Raw genomic sequence first — 20804 nt, 5'->3', positions numbered from 1 at the left:
CCGATCGGCGGGCGAAGCCGCCGGTCGCGGGATTCGCCCCTTCGCGAACGAACCTTGTTCCACGGCGGGACAGGGGCGGCAAGGGGACGACACGGGCGCGCACCACCGAACCCGGCGCGCTCCACAGGAGCCCGAGTCGTTCGGCCGCAGGGACAGGGCCCTCATTCTTCCGATTGCGGCGCCCCCGCTCCCGCCGCTACGCTCGTCTCCGACGAGAGGGCGCGCGTGCACGACACGAGCCGAGGACACGCCCGGAGGACACGTCATGGAGACGATCTACGACCGCGATCTCGATCGCAACCCGGCGAACTTCCAGCCGCTGACGCCGCTCGGCTTCCTGGAACGCGCGGCCACCGTGTTCCCCGAGCGCACGGCGATCGTCCACGGTGCCCTGCGGCGGACCTACGCCGAGTTCTACGCCCGCGCGCGCCGCCTCGCCTCGGCGCTGGCGAAGCACGGCATCGGGCGCGGGGACACGGTGGCGGCGATGCTCGCGAACACGCCCGCGATGCTCGAGGCGCATTACGGCGTGCCGATGGCCGGCGGCGTGCTCAACACGCTCAACACCCGCCTCGACGCGGGCATCATCGCCTTCTCGCTGAAGCACGGCGAGGCGAAGGTGCTCGTCACCGACCGGGAGTTCTCCAGGACGATCAAGGCCGCGCTCGCGCAGGTCGAGCACGAGATCCTGGTGATCGACTACGACGACCCGGAATATTCCGGCGAGGGCGAGCGGCTCGGCGCCGTGGAATACGAGGACTTCCTCGCCGAGGGCGACCCGGACTACGCCTGGTCCCCGCCGGGCGACGAGTGGGACGCGATCACGCTGAACTACACGTCCGGCACGACCGGGGACCCCAAGGGCGTCGTCTACCACCACCGCGGCGCCTACCTGCTGGCGACGGGCAACATCGTCACCTGCTCCATGGGCAAGCACCCGGTGTACCTGTGGACCCTGCCGATGTTCCACTGCAACGGCTGGTGCTTTCCCTGGTCGATCTCGGTGGTCGCGGGCACCCATGTCTGCCTGCGCCAGGTGCGGGCGAAGCCGATGTACGACGCCATCGCCGATCACGGCGTGACGCACCTGTGCGGCGCGCCGATCGTGATGGCGGCGCTGCTGAACGCGCCGCAGGCCGAGAAGCGCCCGCTGCCCCGGGAGGTCCAGTTCTTCACCGCCGCCGCGCCTCCGCCCGAATCGGTGCTCGCCGCCATGCGCGAGGCGGGCTTCGCGGTCACCCACCTCTACGGCCTGACCGAGACCTACGGCCCGTCGGTCGTGAACGATTGGCACGCGGAATGGGACGCGCTCGAGCCCGCTGCCTACGCCCAGAAGAAGGCGCGCCAGGGCGTGCGCTACGCGGCGCTCGAGGGCCTCGCCGTGCGCGACCCGGAGACGATGACGCCCGTCCCCGCCGACGGCGCGACGATGGGCGAGGTGATGATGCGCGGCAACGTCGTGATGAAGGGCTACCTGAAGAACCCCGGCGCCACGGCGAAGGCCTTCGCCGGGGGCTGGTTCCGTTCCGGCGACCTCGGCGTGACGCATCCGGACGGCTACGTGCAGCTCAAGGACCGCTCGAAGGACATCATCATCTCGGGCGGCGAGAACATCTCCTCGATCGAGGTCGAGGACGTGCTCTACGCCCACCCCGCCATCGCCGCCTGCGGCGTGGTGGCGAAGCCCGACGAGAAATGGGGCGAGACGCCCTGCGCCTTCGTCGAGCTCAAGCCCGGCATGGAGGCGACGGCGGACGAGATCGTCGCCTTCTGCCGCGAGCGGCTGGCGCACTACAAGTGCCCGCGCCACGTCGTCTTCGCCGAGATCCCGAAGACCTCGACGGGCAAGATCCAGAAGTTCAGGCTGCGCGAGATGGCGCGGGAGGGGTGAGCCCTCCCCGCCTCAGCCGCGCAGCCACTCCTGGACCGGCATCTCGCGATAGGCGTCCTCGGCGACGTAGGCGAACATGCGCCGGAAGGCCTCCGGCTCGTGGTAGCCGACGATGCGGAAGACCTCGCGCTCGCGCGGGGCGCGCGCCGCGAGCCCCTCCGGGCCCGGCGGGAAGAACTGGATCGTCGGCGTGCCGCGCACGCCGTACTTCGCGGCGAGCGCCTTCTCCGACAGCGTCTCGCCGTCGAAGTCGACCACGTCGAGCGCGCCGATGACGTTGAGCTGGAGGATGGCGAAGCGCTCGCGGATGTAGTCCGTGACGGCGGGAACGGCGAAGTTGACGAGGTGCACGTCGCGGCAGGCGGGGCAGCCACGCAGCTCCCACATCACCGCGAGGCGCTTGCCCGCCGCCGCGGCGTCCTCGAGGTCCGGGCCGAGCTCGAGGAAGCTCTCCAGGAACCAGGGCTGGCGATAGAGCCCGTCCTCGGTGCGGAAGGCGGCGCCGGCGGGCTCCTCGGCTCGCGCGCCGCGGCTGCCGCCCGCGAGGCCGGCGAGACCCGTGATGCCGGCCGCGGCGGTGAGGCCGGCCCCTGCGATGAGGTCGCGTCGTGTCGGCATGCGTCGGTCCTCCAGGCGATGGTCCTCCGGGGGCGTCCAGGATAGCGCGGCCGCGCCCGCGTCTCGTTCACGCTCTCGCGATCAGCCGATGCGGCCGAGCGCGGGCACGGCGTCGAGCAGCCAGCCGGCCAGCACGGGCATGAGGCCGAGGAAGATCAGGACGCCCGTCGCGACGAGCGCCGCCCCCATCGCCGTCTCCACCGCGCCCAGGTGCCGCTTGAAGCCCGCGAGCCAGCGCAGGAACGGGCCGGTGAACAGCGCGGCGGCGAGGAAGGGCAGCCCGATGCCCGCGGCGTAGGCGGCGAGCAGGGTCGCGCCGCGCCCGGGCGCGTCCTCCATGCCCGCGACCATCAGGATCGAGGCGAGGACGGGGCCGACGCAGGGCGACCAGCCGAAAGCGAAGGCGAGGCCGACGACGAAGGCGCCGGCGAGGCTCGCGGGCCGGCTCGCGACGTGGACGCGCGCCTCGCGCATCAGGACCATCCAGCGGAAGGCGCCGAGCATGTGCAGGCCGAGGATGACGATGATCACGCCGGCGATCTGCGACAGGAGCACCACGTGCCGAGAGACGAAGCCGCCGAGCGTCGTCGCCGCCGCGCCGAAGGCGACGAAGACGACGCCGAAGCCGAGCACGAAGGCGCCCGCGCGCGCCAGCGCCCGCCCGGTCGTCGCCGCCTTCGGCTCGCGGGTCAGCTCCTCGAGGGACGCGCCGGCGAGGAAGCACAGGTAGGGCGGCACCAGCGGCAGGATGCAGGGCGACAGGAACGAGAGGAGGCCCGCGCCGAACGCGGCCGCGAGCCCTATGTCCAGTTCCATGCGCGCGTCTCCCATTACATTCGTGTTGCGCGATATGTTATGGGATCGGGAGCGCGGCGCAAGCGGGCACCGTCGGGTGCGCCTGCGTTGGGGAAGCGGCATCGAGGACGGGAGGGCGCCATGGGCGGGATCGGGCGACGTCGGTTTCTGCGGTCGATCGCGGCGCTGGCGGGCGCGGCGGCGCTCGCGCGAGCGCTCGGGCCCCTGCGGGTCGCGGCAGCGGAAGCCGGTGAGCGGGGGGTCACGGTGACGATGTTCCGTCGCGCCGGCTGCCCCTGGTGCCACGCCTGGGACCGGGAGATCGGCGGCATCTGGCCGAAGTCGGACGTCGGCGCGCGCCACGCGATGCGCATGGTCGACCTCGACACCGATCCCATGCCCGAGATCGCCCTCGACCGCCCGGTGCGCTTCACCCCCACCTTCGTCGTCGCCCGCGACGGCGCCGAGATCGGCCGGATCGAGGGCTATCCGGGCCAGGACTTCTTCTGGGGGCTGATCGAGCGGCTGGTGGCGGAGGCGGAGGCGGACGACGCCGGGAGCGGGGCCTCGACGAACTGAGCTCTTCGCCGGCGACGATGCACCCAGCGACTGCGCGTGCCGGATCCGCCAACGGCCTCACACGTCCGCCAGCCGCCGCCCCGTCTCGCGGTCGAACACGTGCAGCGCGCCTTCCACGACCCGCAGCGGCAGGGTGTCGCCCTCCCGCACCGCGACGTTGCCGGGCAGGCGCGCGGCGAGCACCTCGCCGCCCTCCCCCGCCACCGGCACGACCGCCTGGCCCTTGTCCAGCAGCGCTCCGTGGACGAGCGTGTCGGCGCCGAGCGTCTCGACGACGCCCACGCGCAGCGTCAGCTCGGCGGCTTCGCTGCCGACGAGAGTCAGATGCTCCGGGCGCACGCCGATCGTCACCGCCTTCTCGCCGTGCCCGGCGATCGGCTCGGGCAGCGCCCGCAGCGGCGCGCCGGTGTCGAGCGTCACCGCCCGCCCGTCGGCGCCGAGCCGGCCCGGCATGAAGTTCATCGCCGGCGAGCCGATGAAGCCGGCGACGAAGGTCGTCGCCGGGTGGAGGTAGACGTTCATCGGCGTGTCGATCTGCTCGGCGACGCCGGCGTTCATGACGACGAGCCGGTCCGCCAGCGTCATCGCCTCGACCTGGTCGTGCGTGACGTAGAGGGACGTGGTGCCCAGCGAGCGCTGCAGCTGCCTGATCTCCAGGCGCATCTGCACGCGCAGCTTGGCGTCGAGGTTGGAGAGCGGCTCGTCGAACAGGAAGGCCGCGGGCTCGCGCACGATGCACCGCCCCATCGCGACGCGCTGGCGCTGGCCGCCCGAGAGCTGGCGGGGCTTGCGGTCGAGATAGGGCTGGAGCTGGAGCATCGTCGCCGCCTTGTCGACGCGCGCGCGGATCGCCTCCTTGGACAGGCCGGCGATCTTCAGCCCGTAGGCCATGTTGTCGTAGACGCTCATGTGCGGGTAGAGCGCGTAGTTCTGGAACACCATGGCGATGTTCCGGTCCTTCGGCTCCAGCCGGTTGACCACGCGCCCGTCGATCGAGACCTCGCCGCCGGTGATGTCCTCGAGCCCGGCGACCATGCGCAGCAGCGTCGACTTCCCGCAGCCCGACGGGCCGACGATGACGATCAGCTCGCCGTCGGCGACGTCGATCGAGACCCCGTGAATGACCTTCGTGTCGCCGTAGCGCTTGACGACGTCGCGGATGCCGATGCCGGCCATGCCCGTTCTCTCACTTCTCGGTTTCGACGAGGCCCTTCACGAAGAGCCTCTGCATGACCAGGATGACGACCACCGGCGGCAGCAGCGCGAGCATCGCCGTCGCCATGACGAGGTGCCATTGCGGCTGCTCGTCGGAGACGTTCACCATCCGGTAGATGCCCATGACGATGGTGGTGTAGCTCTCGTCGGTCGTGACGATCAGCGGCCAGAGATACTGGTTCCAGCCGAACAGGAACATGATCACGAAGATCGCCGCGATGTTGGTGCGCGAGAGCGGCAGCAGGATGTCGCGGAAGAAGCGCATCGGCCCGGCGCCGTCCATGCGCGCCGCCTCGGCGAGCTCGTCGGGGATCGTCAGGTAGAACTGCCGGAACAGGAAGGTCGCCGTCGCGGACGCGACGAGGGGAATGGTGAGGCCGGCGTAGGAGTTGAGCATGCCGAGATCGGCGATGACCTCGAAGGTCGGCAGGATGCGCACCTCCACCGGCAGCATCAGCGTGAGGAAGATGATCCAGAACGCCACCATCCGGAAGGGAAAGCGGAAGTAGACGATCGCGAAGGCCGAGACGAGCGAGACCGCGATCTTCCCCGTTGCGATCAGGAGCGCCATGATGAAGGAATTCAGCAGCATCAGCCCCACCGGCGTGCCGCCGGCCTGGGACATGCCCGAGGCGAGCAGCCGGGAATAGTTCTCGACGAGCCGGTCTCCGGGGAGAAGCGGAGCGGCGCCCGACATCAGCGCCGCCTGCGGATGGGTCGACGCCACGAAGGCGACCCAGACGGGGAAGAGGACGATGACGACGCCGAGCCCCAGGACCAGGTGGCGCAGGATCGTCAGGACGGGGCGGTTCTCGACCATGGCGGCGCTCCTCAATACTGCACGCGCCGCTCGATCCAGCGGAACTGCACGATGGTCAGCACGATGACGATCGCCATCAGGACGACCGACTGCGCGGCGGATCCGCCGAGATCGAGACCGACGAACCCGTCGGAATAGACCTTGTAGACCAGGATCGTCGTCGCCTGGCCCGGCCCCCCGGAGGTCGTCGCGTGGATGATCTGGAAGGTGTCGAAGAAGGCGTAGGTGACGTTGACGACGAGGAGGAAGAAGGCGGTCGGCGAGAGCAGCGGGAAGACGATGGTCCAGAACCGCTTGAAGGGTCCCGCGCCGTCGATCGCCGCCGCCTCGATCAGCGACTTCGGGATCGCCTGCAGCCCGGCGAGGAAGAAGAGGAAATTGTAGGAGATCTGCTTCCAGACCGCCGCGACGACGACGAGGATCATCGCCTGGTCGCCGTTCAGGAGGTGGTTCCAGTCGACGCCGACGGCGCGCAGCGCGTGCGCGAACAGGCCGATCGAGGGGTTGAACAGGAACCACCACAGCACACCGGCGACCGCGGGCGCGACGGCGTAGGGCATGACGAGCAGCGTCTTGTAGCCCGACGCGCCCTTGATCACCCGGTCGGCCATCACCGCCAGCAGGAGCGCGAGCGACAGCCCGATCGCGGTGACCGCGATGGAGAACACGAGCGTGACCTGGAAGGCGTTGAGGTAGAGCGGATCGCTGAACAGCCGCTCGAAGTTGGCGAGCCCGACGAACGTGGTGCGCAGCCCGAACGGATCCTGGCGCAGCACCGACTGGTAGAGCGCCTGCCCCGCCGGCCACAGGAAGAAGACGGCGGTGATCGCGAGCTGCGGCAGGAGCAGCGCCAGCGGCAGCGCGACGCCGCGGAAGGTGACTTTCTTGTGCATGGGCGGGTCCGTTCGCGAGCGCCCCGACAGCGCGAGCGGGAAGGCCGGATCGGCGCGCGGGCGCTTCGCCGGCAAAGGAGGACGCCGCCCGAGCCGGGCGGCGTCCCGTCGAGAGGTGCGTTACCTCAGCTGTTGTCGGACTCGAACTGGCGCAGCAGCGAGTTGCCGCGCTCGACGGCGGCGTCGAGCGCCTCCTGCGGCGACTTCTGGCCCGACCACACGAGCTCGAGCTCCTCGTTGATGACGTCGCGGATCTGGACGAAGTTGCCCAGACGCAGGCCGCGCGAGTTGCCGGTCGGCTCGTTGAGGGTCATCTGGCGCACCGACACGTCCGTGCCGGGGTTCTCGGCGTAGAAGCCCTGCTCCTGGGAGAGCTCGAACGCGGCCTGCGTGATCGGCAGGTAGCCGGTGTCCTGGTGCCACTGCGCCTGGACCTCGGGCTGCGACAGGTACTGGAAGAACGCCGCGACGCCCTCGTACTCCTCCGCGTCGTGGCCCTGGAGCACCCACAGGGTCGCGCCACCGATGATCGAGTTCTGCGGCGCACCCGGCACGTCGTCGTAGTAGGGCAGCATCGCCACGCCGACCTCGAAGTCGGTGTTGGCGTCGACGCCCGCCTGCGCGGCCGAGGAGTTCATGTAGATCGCGCACTCGCCCGAGTAGAACAGCGGGGCGGAGTCGGAGCGGCGACCGCCGTACTTGAACACGCCCTCGTCGGCCCAGTCCTTCATGTTGGACACGTGGCGGACGTGCACGTCGCTGTTGAAGGCGAACTCGGTCTCGAGACCGTCGAAGCCGTTGTCGAGGGTCGCGAAGGGGACGTCGTGGTAGGCCGAGAAGTTCTCGAGCTGCACCCAGGACTGCCAGCCGGTGGTGAAGCCGCAGGTGGCGGCGCCGGACTCGATGATCTTGCGCGAGGCCTCGACGAGCTCGTTCCAGGTCTTCGGCGGCATCTCCGGATCGAGGCCGGCGGCCTCGAAGGCGGCCTTGTTGTAGTACATCACCGGGGTCGAGGAGTTGAACGGCATGGAGAGCATGTTGCCCTCCGAGTCGGCATAATAGCCGACCACCGACGGGAGGTAGGCCGACTGGTCGAATCCGTCCGCGTGCTCCTGCATCAGCTCGTAGACCGGGTAGATCGCCCCACGGGCGGCCATCATGGTCGCGGTGCCGACCTCGAAGACCTGCACGATGTGCGGCTGCTCGTTCGCCCGGAACGCCGCGATGGCCGCGGTCATCGTCTCGGTGTAGTTGCCGCGGTAGACCGGGACGACCTCGTACGCGTCCTGCGTGGCGTTGAAGCCGGCCGCGACGGCGGCGGTCTTCTCGCCGAGCTCGCCGCCCATGGCGTGCCACCACTGGATCTGGGTCTGGGCGCTGGCGGCGCCGGCGGCGAGCAGGATCGCCATGGCCGAGGTGCCGGCCAGGATCGTGCGGGTGAAGGGCATGGACGTCTCCCGTTTCGTGAGTAGCCCGTCGCCCCGGCCGGGCGGGCCGGGGACGCGACGTGAGCGCCTTTTCGTGACGCTTCGTTACGGCTCTGTGACAATGAGCCGGCAAGACGATAGGCGGGAGGGCCGGAGCTGGGCAAGCGGTCGCGCGGTCGCGCGCCCTCGCCCGTGCCACCGGAAGCGGCACACCGGGCCCGAAGGCCGCCGAACCGCCACCCTGGATGCGCGTCAGGCAAAGCCTGGTATGGAAAGTAGTGTGGATAACGGCCGCCGCCCCGTACGGGGTGCCGGGCGGCGGCTGCGGTCAGCCCTGCCTGATCGGGATCGAGCGCGGCGCGTGCGCGGCTCGCGCAGGGCGCGGCACCCGCACCGTCAGGACGCCGTCCTGGAAGGAGGCCTCGATCGTCTCCGGATCCACCGCGAACGGCAGCGCCACGCGGCGCAGGAACGACCCGTAGCTGCGCTCGAGAACGTGGGCGGCCGCGCCGTCCGTCTTCGTCTCGTCCTCGCGCGCGCTCTTCTTCTCCCCGCGGATGACGAGCGCACCGTCGGCGGCTTCCACCGTCACGTCCTCGCGGGCGACGCCGGGCAGTTCCGCCGTGATCTCGATCTCGTTCGCGCCCTCCGTGACGTCGAGCGCGGGAAAGCGCCGCTCGCCGAGAAGCGCGGGCATGTCCCCGCCGAGACGGCGGACGAGATGCTCGATGTCGTTCCGGAGCGCGGTGAACGGATCGCGCTCGTCGTGCCGAAGCGTTGACAGGCTGCTCATGACCACTTTCTCCCGAATGCGGATGCCGCGCGCAGGGGCGCGCGTTCGGGATGATGCGCCCGGCCACCCGTGCCGAGAATGATCGACGTCAACGTGGCCGTACTGGACCGCGCGCCACGCTCCGGCGTATGCGTTCGCGAGACCAGCCCCTCGCGACCGGAGCCCGATCATGTCCCTCGAGAGCGTGCGCGCCTTCCTCGCCGAGCGCGCGCCCGACATCGCCGTGATCGTCACCGAGGCCTCGAGCGCCACCGTCGCCGAGGCCGCCGCCGCGCACGGCGTCGAGCCCGCGCGCATCGCCAAGACGCTGACGCTCGCGATCGGCGAGCGCGTCCTGCTCGTCGTCGCCCGCGGCGACGCGCGGCTCGACAACAGGAAGATCAAGGCCACCTTCGGCGGCAAGGCGAAGATGCCGGACGCCGAGACCGTCGCCGCGCTCACGGGGCATCCGGTGGGGGGCGTGTGCCCCTTCGGGCTGGCGACCAACCTGCCGGTGCATTGCGACGTGTCGTTGAAGGCCTTCGACGTCGTGGTGCCGGCCGCGGGCGCGACCAACGCCGCGGTCCGCATCGCCCCGCAGCGGATGGCGGACCTCGTCGGAGCGACCTGGGTCGACGTCTGCCAGGAGCCGGCACGGGCGGACGGGGGCTGACGAGCTGCGCCGTCCCCGACGCCGGAGCCGGGAGCGGCGCGGGGGCGCCGTGCGAACCGATCGACCACGAGACGAGGGGAGAGCGTCGGCGGCGCCCGCCCCGCCTCAGAGCACGTCCTGGAGGCTCTTGGGCGCCCACTCGTTGACGATGCGCCGACGCTTGGCCTGGCGCCGCAGCACCGACTTCAGCTTCTGCTTGAGCAGCGCGATGTCGAACGGCTTGAGCAGGAAGGCGTCGACGCCCGCCGCGTGCGCCGCGGTCACCTGCTCGAAGGTGATCGACGTCTCGGTGAGGATGAAGGCGATCTTGAAGAGCTCCTCGTCGCTCTTGACCGTGCGCAGCACCTGGAGCCCGTCCACCGGCTCGAGGTCGAGATCGCAGACGATGAGGCCGTAGCTGCCGTTGCGGATCATCTCGATGCCCTCCACGCCGGAGGGGGTGACGTCGACGTCGGCGAAGCCGAGGCGCAGGAAGATCTCCGCCACGAGCCGGCCGATCTTGGCGTTGTCGTCGATGATCAGGACCGAGGGAAACGGATCGTCGGACATGTGATCGCTCCCTCAGGTCAGGGCCTCGATGCCGCGCTTGGCCAGCAGGCTCTGCTGGAGCGCGAGCATGCAGTCGTGGACCTGCGTCGGCTTGGGCGTACCCCGCGCGAAGGCCTCGTCGAGCGCGTACTTCTCGAGCACCTCCTGGGTCATGAGGTTGCGCTCGAGCAGCTCCAGCGAGGGCAGGAGCTCGCGGCGGGGGATCTCGCGCCACTCGATGATGCGCACCTCCTTGTGGCGGTTGTCCGAAGCGATCCGTTTGAAGGTCGTGTTCAGCGCGTCACGGTCCCCCTCGAGCATGTGCCCGAACCATCCACGGTCGAGGACGAGGATCGAGGTGATCAGCCCGAACTCGTTCTGCCGCCGGCTCGAGCGCACCAGCCGATCGAGCTGCTCCGCCCGGTTCGCCTGGTCGCGATCGAGGGTGCAGCGGCTGAAGTAGCTGATCCGGCTGAGGCTGGAACGGTTGAGCATGGGGCCTGTCGCGTCGCGTTCGGGCCCCAAGTTGTCATCTCGTCGATAAAAATCCGTAAAGGGGAAGCGCGGTGCCCGTCCGCCCGCCCCCGCGCCCCGCCGCGCTCACATGCGGAACACGCCGAAGGTGGTCTTCGGGATCGGCGCGTTGAGCGTCGCCGAGAGCGCGAGCGCGAGCACCCGGCGCGTCTCGGAAGGCAGGATCACCCCGTCGTCCCAGAGCCGCGCCGTGGCGTGGAAGGGCGAGCCCTCGGCCTCGTACCTGTCGCGGATCGGCGCCTTGAAGGCCTCCTCCTCCTCCGCCGACCAGGACTGGCCCTCCGCCTCGATGTTGTCGCGCCTGACGGTCGCGAGCACGGAGGCCGCCTGCTCGCCGCCCATCACCGAGATGCGCGCATTCGGCCACATGAACAGGAAGCGCGGGGAATAGGCGCGCCCGCACATGCCGTAATTGCCCGCCCCGAAGGAGCCGCCGACGACGAGGGTGAGCTTGGGCACCTGCGCGCAGGCGACCGCGGTGACGAGCTTCGCGCCGTCCTTGGCGATGCCACCGGCCTCGTACTCGCGCCCCACCATGAATCCGGTGATGTTCTGCAGGAACAGGAGCGGGATGCCGCGCTGGCAGCACAGCTCGACGAAGTGCGCCCCCTTCTGCGCGCTCTGCGAGAACAGGATGCCGTTGTTGCCGATGATGCCCACCGGCATGCCGTGGATGCGGGCGAAGCCCGTCACCAGCGTCGTGCCGTAGAGGCGCTTGAACTCGTCGAATTCCGAGCCGTCGACGAGACGCGCGATCACCTCGCGGATGTCGTACTGCTTCTTGAGGTCGGTGGGGACGACGGCGTCGAGCTCGTCCTCGTCGTAGGCGGGGTCGACCGGCTCCGCGAGGGCGAGGTCGACGCGCTTGACGCCGTTGAGGTTCGCCACGATCCGCCTCACGATGGCGAGCGCGTGGGCGTCGTCGGTGGCGTAGTGGTCGGCGACGCCGGAGAGGCGGGCGTGCACGTCCGCCCCGCCGAGATCCTCCGCCGAGACCACCTCGCCGGTGGCCGCCTTCACCAGCGGCGGGCCGCCGAGGAAGATCGTGCCCTGGCGGCGCACGATCACGGTCTCGTCCGACATCGCCGGCACGTAGGCGCCGCCCGCGGTGCACGAGCCCATCACGCAGGCGATCTGCGGGATGCCCATCGCCGACATCGTGGCCTGGTTGTAGAAGATGCGCCCGAAATGGTCGCGATCGGGGAAGACCTCGGTCTGGTGCGGCAGGTTCGCGCCGCCCGAATCGACGAGGTAGATGCAGGGCAGCCGGTTCTCCCGCGCGATCTCCTGGGCGCGCAGATGCTTCTTCACCGTCATCGGGTAGTAGGTACCACCCTTGATGGTCGAATCGTTGCACACGATCATGCATTCGCGGCCCGACACCCGGCCGATGCCGGCGATCACGCCCGCGGAATGGATCGCGTCCTCGTACATGCCCGACGCGGCGAGGGCGCCGATCTCGAGGAAGGGCGCGCCGGGGTCTAGAAGGCGCATGACGCGCTCGCGCGGCAGCAGCTTGCCGCGGGCGAGATGCCGCTCGCGCGCCTTGGCCGGACCGCCCTGCGCCACCTCCGCCCGACGCGCCCTCAGATCCGCCGCGAGCGCGGCCCAGGCGGCGCGATTGTCCTGCGCTTCATGGGACGAGAGGTCGATCTGCGAGGCGATGACGGGCACGGGCGAGCCTCCGGAGGACGCGGTGAGACGACCCGCGGGTTATGCGGCAGCCGCAGGCGGATCACAAGCGGGGGAGGCGTCCGCGCCTCACGCCGCCTGCGCCTGCGGCGCCGGGGGTCGCACGCGGTCGAGGAGCCGCTCGATGCCCTCGCGCCGCGAGAGCAGCGCGACGGTCTCGGCGCGGTCCATGTCGGCGAGCCCCTCCTCGACGCTCTCGGCGGCGTCGAGCCGGGCGAGCGCGACGACGAAGGCGGGGTCGACGCCGATGCGCCCCGCGGGCGCAGGCGGCAGCATCGCGATGTGCAGCGCGGTGAGCGACGGCGTGTCGAGGAGGCGCGCCACCGCCGGGCGCTCCGCGCCCAAGGCGGCCGCGATCTCCCGGCGCAGGGCGCGGGCGCGCACCAGCATCGGCGGGGCGGCGCGCTCCTCGGGCGTGCGCAGGAGGCCGGCGGCGGCGATGCGCGGCGTGGCGCGCGCGGTGAGCCCGGAGAGCGGGATCGCGAGCAGCAGGCCGACCACCGCCGGGCTCGTCCACAGGAACACCGCCGGCGAGACCGCGAGCGCGGCCGCCCCGAGCGCGAGGCCGAGCGCCGTGTGCCAGCGGTGGCGCCGGGCGATCTCAGACCAGGGCACGGAGCCGTCCTCGCGCCGCTGCGCCTTCCAGCCGGCGTCGCGGCCGGCGAGGATCTGGAACACGGCGGCCGACTGCAGCGCCATCATCACGGGGGCGAGCAGCGCCGAGGCGAGCGTCTCGAGCACGACGCCCCCCGTCGCGCGCAAGGGTCCGCCGAGCCCGCGGCGCACCGGGCCCGACGTCAGCGCGACGAGGAGCCCGAAGAGCTTGGGCAGCAGCAGCACCGCCATCGTCGCGCCGAACAGCCCGAGCGCGCGCTCGAAGTCGATCACCGGCCAGATCGGGAAGAGCGTGAAGTCCGCCGCGAAATAGTCCGGCCGCACGAACTGCGCCTGCAGCGCCAGCAGCAGGCCCGAGAGCAGGAAGGCGAGCCACAGCGGCGCGGAGAGATACGAGAGGATGCCGACGGCGAAGTGCATCCGGCTCACCGGATGCAGGCCGCGCGCGAACAGCACGCCCGCGTGCTGGAGGTTGCCCTGGCACCAGCGCCGATCGCGCTCGGCGAGGTCGACGAGCGAGGGCGGGCTCTCCTCCCACGAGCCGGAGAGCGCGGGGTCGATCTCGACGGCCCAGCCGGCGCGGCGCATCAGCGCCGCCTCGACGAAATCGTGGCTCATCACCGGCCCGCCGAAGGGCGCGCGCCCGGGCAGGTGCGGCAGCCCGGCGCTCTGCGCGAAGGCCTTCGTGCGGATGATGGCGTTGTGGCCCCAGTAATTGCCGGCATCGCCGGAGAACACCGCGAGCCCCGTCGCCATCACAGGCCCGTAGACCCGCGCCGCGAATTGCTGCAGGCGCGCGAACAGGCTCCAGCGCCCCACCAGCAGCGGCACGGTCTGGAGGAGGCCGAGCTCGGGGCGGCGCTCGAGCGCGAGGGTCATGCGCACGAGCGTGCGCGGGGTCATCACGCTGTCGGCGTCGAAGACGACGAAGGCGGGATAGGCGTCGCCGAAGCGGCGCACCCATTCGGCGATGTTGCCGGCCTTGCGCTCGACGTTCTTCGGGCGGCGCCGGTAGTAGATCCGCGCCCGCGGGCGGCGGGCGGCGCGGATGGCGAGGAAGGCCGCCTCCTCCGCGAGCCAGACGTCCGGGTCCGTCGTGTCGCTGAGCACGAAGACGTCGTAGGCCTCGTGCACGTCGGCGTCCGCCAGCGCCTCCGCGGTGGCGACGGCGGTGGCGAAGACGCGGGCGGGGTCCTCGTTATAGGCCGGCAGCAGGATCGCCGTGCGCGTGCTCGGCCGCGCGCGGGGCGCGAGGAAATGCGGCGGCGACAGGCGCCGACGCAGCAGCGCCGCGGTGCCGAGCACCGCGAGCGCGAAGGCGAAGGCGATCCAGGTGATCGTCGTCGCGAACAGGACGAGCATGACGATCTCGACCGAGGTCAGCGACGCGACCGAGAGCACGGCGTGCATCTCGCGGGTGAGCCCGCCGGAGATCGCGAGGGCGAGCACGATCGCGACCGCTCGGGCGATCCGGGTGCCGCGCCGCGGCGGCAGCGCGCCGCGCGGGGCGGGCCGCGCGTCGAGGTCCTGCACCGGCATCGCGAGCGGCGCCTCCGGCGGCAGCGCCGGATCCATCAGCGGATGAGCGGTCATGCGGGAAGCCACCTGTAGAGCCAGGTCTCGGAGACGACGGTGCCGTCGCGCACGAGCGCGCAGCGCAGCTCGGACACGGTCGCACCCTGCGGATCGAGCTCGATCGCCACGCGCACGCCGCCGATGTCGGGATCGGTCTTGACGACGGGCGGCGACAGCACGCCCGCCGACGCGGTCACCTGCGCGGTAATCGGTGCGGCCCCCTCCTGCACCAGATCCTCGCCGGCGAAGTCGACGACGAAGACGCGCTTGTCGCGCTCCGCCTGCGGCCGACCGACCTCGGAGAGGCCCGAGAGCGTTCGGCGCACCTTGGCGAGCCCGTGCTGCACCGGCGGCTCGCCGCGCCAGTGCAGGCGGTAGGCGAGCTGGAACGGCACGCCGGCGGCGAGCGGCGTGCGCGGGCGCCAGAAGGCGACGATGTTGTCGTGCACCTCGGCGTCGGTCGGGATCTCGACGAGGACGACGGCCCCCTCGCCCCAGTCCCCGATCGGCTCGACCCACAGGCTCGGGCGGCGATGGTAGTCGGCCTCGAGGTCCTGGTAGACCGAGAGGTCGCGCTCGCGCTGCATCAGGCCGAAGCCGTGCGGCTTGCTGTCGAGGAAGGTCGCGATCTGGAGCGTGCGCGGGTTGAGGATCGGCCGCCAGAGCCACTCGCCCTGCCCGTTCCACATCAGGAGCCCGTCCGAATCGTGCACCGCGCCGCGGAAGTCGTCGATGCCGAGCCGGTCGTGGCCGGAGAAGTAGTACATCGAGGTGAGCGGGGCGACGCCCACCGTCGCGATCTCGACGCGCGGGTAGAGCACCGCCTCCACCTCGATCACGGTGGAGGCGCCCGGCCGCAGGCTGAAGCGGTAGGCGCCTGTCGTGCTCGGGCTGTCGAGGAGCGCGTGGACGACGATCGTGTCCGCGTCGGGCGCCGGCGTCTCGATCCAGAACTCGCGGAAGGTGGGGAACTCCTCGCCCGCCGGATCGGCGGTGGCCACGGCCAGCCCGCGCGCGGACAGGCCGTAGGCCTGGTCCTTCGCGACGGCGCGAAAGTAGCTCGCGCCCTGGAAGACGGCGAACTCGTCGAGATAGTCGTCGCGGTTGACCGGCGCGTGGACGCGGAAGCCGGAGAAGCCGAGGTCCTCGATGTCGGTCGGCGGGTCCGCGACCAGGGGGCCGTAGGAGAACATCGCCGGGTCGAAGATCAGCTTGCGGCTCGTCCCGCCGTCGACGACGCGAATCGCCACCGGGTCGCGGTAGCCGAAGCCGAGGTGGAACAGCTGGAGCTGGAACGGGCTCTCGCCGCCGGCCCAGATCGCGCTCTCGGGACGGAAGCGGATGTCGCGATACTGGTCGTAGTCGAGGCCGGCGAGGGTCTCCGGCAGGTCCTGGGGCGGCGGCACCCAGGGGGCGGCGGCGAGCGCCTGGGCGCGCTCGCGCACGAGGGCGGGGCGGAAGGGCTCGGGCTCGCCCCAATGCTCCGCGCCCTCGGCGAGGGCGGCGGCGAGAGCGCGCCCGGGCGAGCCCGGACGCGGGGCAAGCGCGAGCGCGGCGGCGAGCGCCAGCACCGAGCGGCGAGTGACCGACACGAGGAGTTCTCCGACTGTCCTGAAGGCGTCCGCCCGGGCCGTTCGCGGGCGCGTGGCGGGGGACGCCGCGCGCGTGTCCGCTCGCTCTCGGTCGACACACCCTCATCATACGCTTCCGTATCGCGCTGCACAACGGCCAAGGAGGCGGATCGTTCGATCACGAAGCCGAAACCGCTGCGCCGCGAGCCGGACGCTGGCGACGGTTTCGGAGATGATCGTGGCGGGTATCGGGCGAGGATGCGGAATCGATCTCGAACCCGCAGTCGCAGCACACTAGCGATCGCGCATGGCCGACATGCGCCACCGGAAGACGGCATCCACGAGGCGCGCGGGCACGCGCGGCGCGACGGTGTTCTCGAGGAACGGGCGCGCGGAGGGCGCATAACGCAGGCGCGGGCGCCGTGCGGACATCGCCGCGAAGGTCGCGCGCGCCACCGCCTCCGGCGCCAGGCCGTGCCGCGGCGCACCGGAGACGATGGCGCCGAGCGCCCAGCGGAATGCACCCCCGTAGCGCGTCCGGTCGAAGCGGTGGAGGCCCTGCGCCGACACCTTGTCCCACACGGACGTCGCCACGGCGGAGGGCGCCATCACGACGACACGGATGCCGAAGGGGGAGACCTCCCGCCGCAGCGCCTCCGAGAAGCCCTCGATGCCGTGCTTGGTGGCGATGTAGGAGGTGACGAAGGGCTGGCCGAAGCGCCCGCCGAGCGAGGACATGGTCACGATCCGCCCCGGCGGCCCCTCCCGCGCCGGGTCGGTGCCGACGAGCGGCAGGAAGGCGCGGGCGGTGAGCATCGTACCCACCAGGTTCACGTCGATCTGCCGGCGGATCTCGGCGACCTCCTGGTGCTCGAGCGGCGCGGGGATGCCGATTCCGGCGTTCGCCACGAGCCCCGCGAGCCGCCGCCGGCCCAGTTCCGCACCGACGGTCTCGGCGGCGCGCGCGAGCGCGTCCGCATCCACGACGTCGAGGAGGAGCGGCGTGAAGCCGGGCCCCAGCTCCTCCGCGAGCCGCCGCGCATCTTCCTCCCGCCGCGCCGAGCCGAACACGCGCCAGCCCTGCGCCAGGAAGTGCCGGGCGATCGCGAGCCCGATGCCGGACGTGGCGCCGGTGACGACGAGGGCGGGGGGCGGGCTTGGCATGGCGTCCTCCTGATGCCGTGGGTAACGCCCGCGACGCGCCACCGTTTGCGGCCGGCGCCCTGGCGAATCACCCGGCGAAGGGTGGAGATAGCGCCCGGAGGACGGATGGTCAGGATCCTGCACACCGCCGATTGGCATCTCGGGCACACGCTCGCCGGCTTCTCCCGCGAGGCGGAGCACCGCGCCGCCCTCGACGCGCTCGTCGAGATCGCCGTGCGCGAGGCGGTCGACGCCGTCGTCGTCGCGGGCGACGTGTTCGACGCGCTCAACCCCTCGGCGGAGGCGCAGACGCTCTACTTCGACACGCTGGCGCGCCTGCGGGCGGCGCGCCCGCACGCGGCTATCGTCGTCGTCGCCGGCAACCACGACCCTGCCGGGCGGCTCGAGGCGCCGGGCGGGCTCTATCGGCTGGCGGACGTCACCGTCGTCGGCACGATCGCCCGCCGCCCCGAAGGCCCCGACCTCGCCCGCCACCTCGTGCCCGTGCGGGACGCCCGCGGCGCGGTCGGCGCGCACGTCCTCGCCGTCCCCTTCCCGCGGGTGGCGGACCTGCCGCCGCTCGACGGCGAGATCGCCGGATCTCCCGTCGTCGCCGGCGTGCGCGCGCTCTACGGCGACCTGATCGCGCGTGCGAAGGCGGCGATCGGCGAGAGCCCGCTCGTGGTGACGGGGCACCTCCACGTCGCCGGCGGGCTCGAGTCGGACGGCGCCGAGCGGCGCATCCTGGTGGGCGGCGAGCACGCGGTGCCGCCCGACGTGTTCCCCCGCGACGCCGCCTACGTCGCGCTCGGCCATCTGCACCGGCCGCAGGCGGTGGGGCGCGAGACGATCCGCTATTGCGGCTCGCTGTTCCCGCTGTCGAAGACCGAGAGCGGCTACGCCCACGGCATCACCCTCGTCGACGTCGAGGGCGCGGCGGTGAGCGTGCGCCACGTCCCCCTGCCCCGCCCGATCGCCTGCCTGCGCGTGCCCGCGCGGGGCGCGCTCCCTGCTGGCGAGGTCGAGGCGGCGCTCGCCGGGCTCGGGCTCGCGGACGACCTGCCGGCGCACGAGCGACCCTTCGTCTGGGTCACCGTCGCCGTCGAGGGACCCGCCGTCGGGCTCCACGCCGAGATCGGCGAGCTCGCCGAGCGCTTCCCCGTGCGCCTCGCCGGCCTCGCGCTGGAGCGGCCCGCCGCATCCGGCGAGGCGGCGCCGGACGCGGCGCTCGCGGTGCGGCTCGCCGAGCGGGCGCCGGCGGAGGTCTTCCGCGAGGCCTACCGCGCCCGGCACGGGGCGGAGCCCACGCCCGCGCACGAGGACGCCTTCGCCACCCTCCTCGCCATGGACGAGGCGGAGGGCTGACATGCGCATCCTCGCGATCCGCGGCGAGAACCTCGCCTCCCTCGCCGAGAGCTTCGAGATCGACTTCGCCGCCGCGCCGCTGGCGGCTGCGGGCCTCTTCGCCATCACCGGCGAGACCGGGGCCGGCAAGTCGACGCTGCTCGACGCGCTCTGCCTCGCGCTCTATGACGAGTTCCCGCGCGTGAAGGCCGAGGGCTCGAACGAGCAGATCCCGGACGGGGAGAATTCCCCGCTCTCCGCCACCGACCCGCGCACCATCCTGCGCCGCGGCGCCGGCCGCGGCTTCGCCGAGGTCGATTTCGCCGCCCGCGACGGCGCCGTCTATCGCGTGCGCTGCGAGCTCAACCGCGCCCGCGGCAAGGCGACCGGCGCGCTGCAGAAGCGCGGGCGGGCGCTGTGGAAGGTCCTCCCCGAGGGCGGGCTCGACGCGGTGGCGTCCGGCGTCGTGCCGGTGCGCCAGGAGGTGGAGCGGCTGACCGACCTCACCTGCGACCAGTTCCGCCGCACGGTGCTCCTCGCCCAGGGCGACTTCGACGCCTTCCTGCGCGCCGACGCGCGGGAGCGCGCCGAGCTGCTCGAGAAGATCACCGGCACGGAGATCTACGCCACGCTCTCGCGGCGCGCCTACGAGCGCTGGCGCCAGACCCGCGCCGCGCTCGACGCGCTCGAGGCGCGGCGCGCCGGGATCGGCCTCCTCGCGCCCGAGGACCGCGCGGCGCGCGAGGCCGAGATCGCGGCGCTGACCCTGCGCAAGGCGGAGGAGTCGGCCGCGCGCGAGGCGGTGGACGCGGCGCTGCGCCGGCACGAGGCGATCGCCACGGCGACGGCGAAGCGCGACGCGGCGGCGGCGGCGCTGACGGCGCGTCGCGAGGAGGCCGACGCGCTGGCGCCGGAGCGGGACCGCCACGCGGCGCTGGAGCGGGCGGAGCCGCTACGGGCCGGCCGGGAGAAGCGCGACGACGCCGCGCGCGCCGCCGAGGAGGCACGGTCCGCCGGCGACGCGGCGCGAGGCGAGGACGAGGTCGCCCGCACCGCGCTCGCCGCGTCCGAGGTCGCGGAGGCGGACGCCAAGGCGCGCGCCGACGCGGCGCAGGCGGCCTGCGAGGGGTTCGAGCCGGCGTGGTCGCGGGCGCGGACCCTCGACGGGCGCATTGCCGACGCCCGCGCCGATCTCGCGAAGCGCGCCGGCGCCCGCGACGCCGCCGAGGCCGAGGCGACGGCGTGCGCATCGAAGGCCGAGGCGATCGCCGCGCGTCTCGCAGCAATGGAGGTCGACGCCGAGGCGCTCGAGGCGACGCTCGCACGCGATGCCGATCTCGCACCGCTCGCCACGCGCTTCGACGAGCTCGCCGAGGCGCTGGAGAAGCGCACCGGATTCGTGCGCGAGGCCGCCCGGCTGGAGACCGAGCGCGACGGGGCGACGGCGACGCTGGAGCGTGTCGCGCGGACGCTCGCCGCCCTCGATGAGGCCGATGCCGCGGACGCGGCGTCCCGCGCCGCCTGCGACGCGCGCCTCGCCAGCCGGGACGCCGCCCTCGCCGCGCTGGACCTGCCGCAGGTGCAGTCGCGGGCGCAGGCGCTCGAGGCGGCCGACGGCATCGCGGCGCGCCTCGTCGCCGCGGCGAAGGAGGCGTCCGCGGCGGAATCCTCCCGCGATGTGGCCGACGCACGCCGCGAGGCCGCGGTCGCGGCGTGGAAGGCAGCCCGCGAGGCGGAGCGCGGGGCGGAGGCGGCGCTCGCCGAGCTCGCGACCCGCACCGAGGAGGTCGAGCGCCTCGGCGCGCTCGCCGACGCCACCGCCTCCGAGAGCGCCCGCCACCTGCGCGCCGCGCTCGTGCCCGGCGAGCCCTGCCCGGTCTGCGGGGCGCCCCACGAGCCGAAGCCCGACGCCGCGCCGGACGCCTTCGTCGCCGCCATCCGGGAGCGCCGCGACGCGCTGCGCGCCGGGCAGGACGCCGCGCGCGCCGCGGGCGCGCAGGCCAAGGCCGCGGCGCAGGCGGCGGAAGCCGAGGGGAGCCGGGCGCGCGACGCGATCGCGGTCGAGGCAGCCCGCCTCGCCGCCGCCGAGACCGCCTTCGCCGATGCCCACGCCGGCTGG

18 protein-coding genes are annotated in these 20804 nt (G+C 72.5%); 5 read left to right on the top strand and 13 right to left on the bottom strand.

From position 1 onward, the window contains the following. Nucleotides 1–265: 265 nt before the first annotated feature. Nucleotides 266–1891 carry an acyl-CoA synthetase gene (locus G407_RS0107905; RefSeq protein WP_029030383.1) on the top strand — a complete coding sequence of 542 codons (1626 nt, stop codon included), beginning with the start codon at nucleotides 266–268 and terminating at the stop codon, nucleotides 1889–1891. 12 nt (nucleotides 1892–1903) lie between these two features. Here G407_RS0107905 and G407_RS0107900 read toward each other — a convergent pair whose 3' ends face one another. Together G407_RS0107900 and G407_RS0107895 are read right to left on the bottom strand one after the other, a co-directional pair. After that, the gene (locus G407_RS0107900; RefSeq protein ID WP_029030382.1) at nucleotides 1904–2509 is read right to left on the bottom strand and encodes a thioredoxin family protein; all 606 of its coding nucleotides are present in this window, start codon (nucleotides 2507–2509) and stop codon (nucleotides 1904–1906) included. Between the two features lie 81 nt (nucleotides 2510–2590). Further along, the gene (locus tag G407_RS0107895; protein WP_029030381.1) at nucleotides 2591–3325 is read right to left on the bottom strand and encodes a cytochrome c biogenesis CcdA family protein; all 735 of its coding nucleotides are present in this window, start codon (nucleotides 3323–3325) and stop codon (nucleotides 2591–2593) included. A 120-nt stretch (nucleotides 3326–3445) separates the two neighbouring features. On the opposite strand from G407_RS0107895, the gene G407_RS26400 reads away from it, so the two are divergent. Continuing rightward, a complete protein-coding gene (locus tag G407_RS26400; RefSeq protein ID WP_245259051.1) occupies nucleotides 3446–3883 on the top strand; it encodes a thioredoxin domain-containing protein in 438 nt (145 codons plus the stop codon). Nucleotides 3884–3940: 57 nt separating this feature from the next. Here the strand turns inward: G407_RS26400 and G407_RS0107885 are convergent, their stop codons facing one another. The 5 genes from G407_RS0107885 to G407_RS30970 all read right to left on the bottom strand — a co-directional run bounded on the left by G407_RS0107885 (nucleotide 3941) and on the right by G407_RS30970 (nucleotide 9031). Continuing rightward, nucleotides 3941–5059, bottom strand: a complete 1119-nt coding sequence (locus tag G407_RS0107885; RefSeq protein ID WP_029030380.1) for a sn-glycerol-3-phosphate import ATP-binding protein UgpC — start codon at nucleotides 5057–5059, stop codon at nucleotides 3941–3943. Between the two features lie 10 nt (nucleotides 5060–5069). Next, a complete protein-coding gene (ugpE, locus tag G407_RS0107880) occupies nucleotides 5070–5918 on the bottom strand; it encodes a sn-glycerol-3-phosphate ABC transporter permease UgpE (RefSeq protein WP_029030379.1) in 849 nt (282 codons plus the stop codon). Between the two features lie 11 nt (nucleotides 5919–5929). Beyond that, nucleotides 5930–6811, bottom strand: coding sequence for a sn-glycerol-3-phosphate ABC transporter permease UgpA (gene ugpA, locus G407_RS0107875; RefSeq protein ID WP_029030378.1), 882 nt, complete (start codon nucleotides 6809–6811; stop codon nucleotides 5930–5932). 125 nt (nucleotides 6812–6936) lie between these two features. Next, the gene (gene ugpB / locus G407_RS0107870; RefSeq protein WP_043539254.1) at nucleotides 6937–8259 is read right to left on the bottom strand and encodes a sn-glycerol-3-phosphate ABC transporter substrate-binding protein UgpB; all 1323 of its coding nucleotides are present in this window, start codon (nucleotides 8257–8259) and stop codon (nucleotides 6937–6939) included. Nucleotides 8260–8566: 307 nt separating this feature from the next. After that, nucleotides 8567–9031, bottom strand: a complete 465-nt coding sequence (locus G407_RS30970; protein ID WP_029030376.1) for an Hsp20/alpha crystallin family protein — start codon at nucleotides 9029–9031, stop codon at nucleotides 8567–8569. Between the two features lie 169 nt (nucleotides 9032–9200). Here G407_RS30970 and G407_RS0107860 point away from each other — a divergent pair, with 169 nt between their 5' ends. Next, nucleotides 9201–9683, top strand: coding sequence for a YbaK/EbsC family protein (locus G407_RS0107860; RefSeq protein ID WP_029030375.1), 483 nt, complete (start codon nucleotides 9201–9203; stop codon nucleotides 9681–9683). 105 nt (nucleotides 9684–9788) lie between these two features. On the opposite strand, the gene G407_RS0107855 is transcribed toward G407_RS0107860, so the two are convergent. The 6 genes from G407_RS0107855 to G407_RS0107830 all read right to left on the bottom strand — a co-directional run bounded on the left by G407_RS0107855 (nucleotide 9789) and on the right by G407_RS0107830 (nucleotide 17362). Continuing rightward, nucleotides 9789–10232 (bottom strand): response regulator, encoded by a 444-nt coding sequence (locus tag G407_RS0107855; RefSeq protein ID WP_029030374.1) that lies wholly within the window; start codon nucleotides 10230–10232, stop codon nucleotides 9789–9791. A 12-nt stretch (nucleotides 10233–10244) separates the two neighbouring features. Further along, complete coding sequence (locus tag G407_RS0107850; RefSeq protein WP_029030373.1) at nucleotides 10245–10706, bottom strand: BLUF domain-containing protein; 462 nt, start codon at nucleotides 10704–10706, stop codon at nucleotides 10245–10247. Nucleotides 10707–10811: 105 nt separating this feature from the next. After that, on the bottom strand, nucleotides 10812–12419 hold the full coding sequence (locus G407_RS0107845; RefSeq protein WP_029030372.1) for a carboxyl transferase domain-containing protein: 1608 nt from the start codon (nucleotides 12417–12419) through the stop codon (nucleotides 10812–10814). An 87-nt stretch (nucleotides 12420–12506) separates the two neighbouring features. Continuing rightward, entirely contained in the window at nucleotides 12507–14645 is a 2139-nt protein-coding gene (mdoH, locus tag G407_RS26395; RefSeq protein ID WP_084327384.1) for a glucans biosynthesis glucosyltransferase MdoH, read from the bottom strand. Then, entirely contained in the window at nucleotides 14642–16219 is a 1578-nt protein-coding gene (locus G407_RS26390; RefSeq protein ID WP_210163094.1) for an OpgD/OpgG family glucan biosynthesis protein, read from the bottom strand. Before G407_RS26390 ends, mdoH begins: the two co-directional genes overlap by 4 nt. A 273-nt stretch (nucleotides 16220–16492) precedes the next feature. Continuing rightward, nucleotides 16493–17362 (bottom strand): SDR family oxidoreductase, encoded by an 870-nt coding sequence (locus tag G407_RS0107830; protein WP_029030371.1) that lies wholly within the window; start codon nucleotides 17360–17362, stop codon nucleotides 16493–16495. 105 nt (nucleotides 17363–17467) lie between these two features. Here G407_RS0107830 and G407_RS0107825 point away from each other — a divergent pair, with 105 nt between their 5' ends. Beyond that, nucleotides 17468–18706, top strand: coding sequence for an exonuclease SbcCD subunit D (locus G407_RS0107825; RefSeq protein WP_029030370.1), 1239 nt, complete (start codon nucleotides 17468–17470; stop codon nucleotides 18704–18706). 1 nt (nucleotide 18707) lies between these two features. Further along, nucleotides 18708–20804: AAA family ATPase (locus tag G407_RS0107820; protein WP_029030369.1), on the top strand; the 2097-nt coding region annotated here is incomplete at its 3' end.

It is taken from the genome of Salinarimonas rosea DSM 21201, assembly GCF_000429045.1.
Taxonomy (GTDB): Bacteria; Pseudomonadota; Alphaproteobacteria; order Rhizobiales; family Beijerinckiaceae; genus Salinarimonas; species Salinarimonas rosea.
This window is presented reverse-complemented; position numbering and strand designations above follow the sequence as displayed.

Excerpts from the sequence above, each read along its gene's own strand:
- G407_RS0107905 (WP_029030383.1), top strand. The coding sequence starts at position 266 with ATGGAGACGATCTACGACCGCGATCTCGATCGCAACCCGGCGAACTTC.
- G407_RS0107900 (WP_029030382.1), bottom strand. The coding sequence starts at position 2,509 with ATGCCGACACGACGCGACCTCATCGCAGGGGCCGGCCTCACCGCCGCG.
- G407_RS0107895 (WP_029030381.1), bottom strand. The coding sequence starts at position 3,325 with ATGGAACTGGACATAGGGCTCGCGGCCGCGTTCGGCGCGGGCCTCCTC.
- G407_RS26400 (WP_245259051.1), top strand. The coding sequence starts at position 3,446 with ATGGGCGGGATCGGGCGACGTCGGTTTCTGCGGTCGATCGCGGCGCTG.
- G407_RS0107885 (WP_029030380.1), bottom strand. The coding sequence starts at position 5,059 with ATGGCCGGCATCGGCATCCGCGACGTCGTCAAGCGCTACGGCGACACG.
- ugpE (WP_029030379.1), bottom strand. The coding sequence starts at position 5,918 with ATGGTCGAGAACCGCCCCGTCCTGACGATCCTGCGCCACCTGGTCCTG.
- ugpA (WP_029030378.1), bottom strand. The coding sequence starts at position 6,811 with ATGCACAAGAAAGTCACCTTCCGCGGCGTCGCGCTGCCGCTGGCGCTG.
- ugpB (WP_043539254.1), bottom strand. The coding sequence starts at position 8,259 with ATGCCCTTCACCCGCACGATCCTGGCCGGCACCTCGGCCATGGCGATC.
- G407_RS30970 (WP_029030376.1), bottom strand. The coding sequence starts at position 9,031 with ATGAGCAGCCTGTCAACGCTTCGGCACGACGAGCGCGATCCGTTCACC.
- G407_RS0107860 (WP_029030375.1), top strand. The coding sequence starts at position 9,201 with ATGTCCCTCGAGAGCGTGCGCGCCTTCCTCGCCGAGCGCGCGCCCGAC.
- G407_RS0107855 (WP_029030374.1), bottom strand. The coding sequence starts at position 10,232 with ATGTCCGACGATCCGTTTCCCTCGGTCCTGATCATCGACGACAACGCC.
- G407_RS0107850 (WP_029030373.1), bottom strand. The coding sequence starts at position 10,706 with ATGCTCAACCGTTCCAGCCTCAGCCGGATCAGCTACTTCAGCCGCTGC.
- mdoH (WP_084327384.1), bottom strand. The coding sequence starts at position 14,645 with ATGACCGCTCATCCGCTGATGGATCCGGCGCTGCCGCCGGAGGCGCCG.
- G407_RS0107830 (WP_029030371.1), bottom strand. The coding sequence starts at position 17,362 with ATGCCAAGCCCGCCCCCCGCCCTCGTCGTCACCGGCGCCACGTCCGGC.
- G407_RS0107825 (WP_029030370.1), top strand. The coding sequence starts at position 17,468 with ATGGTCAGGATCCTGCACACCGCCGATTGGCATCTCGGGCACACGCTC.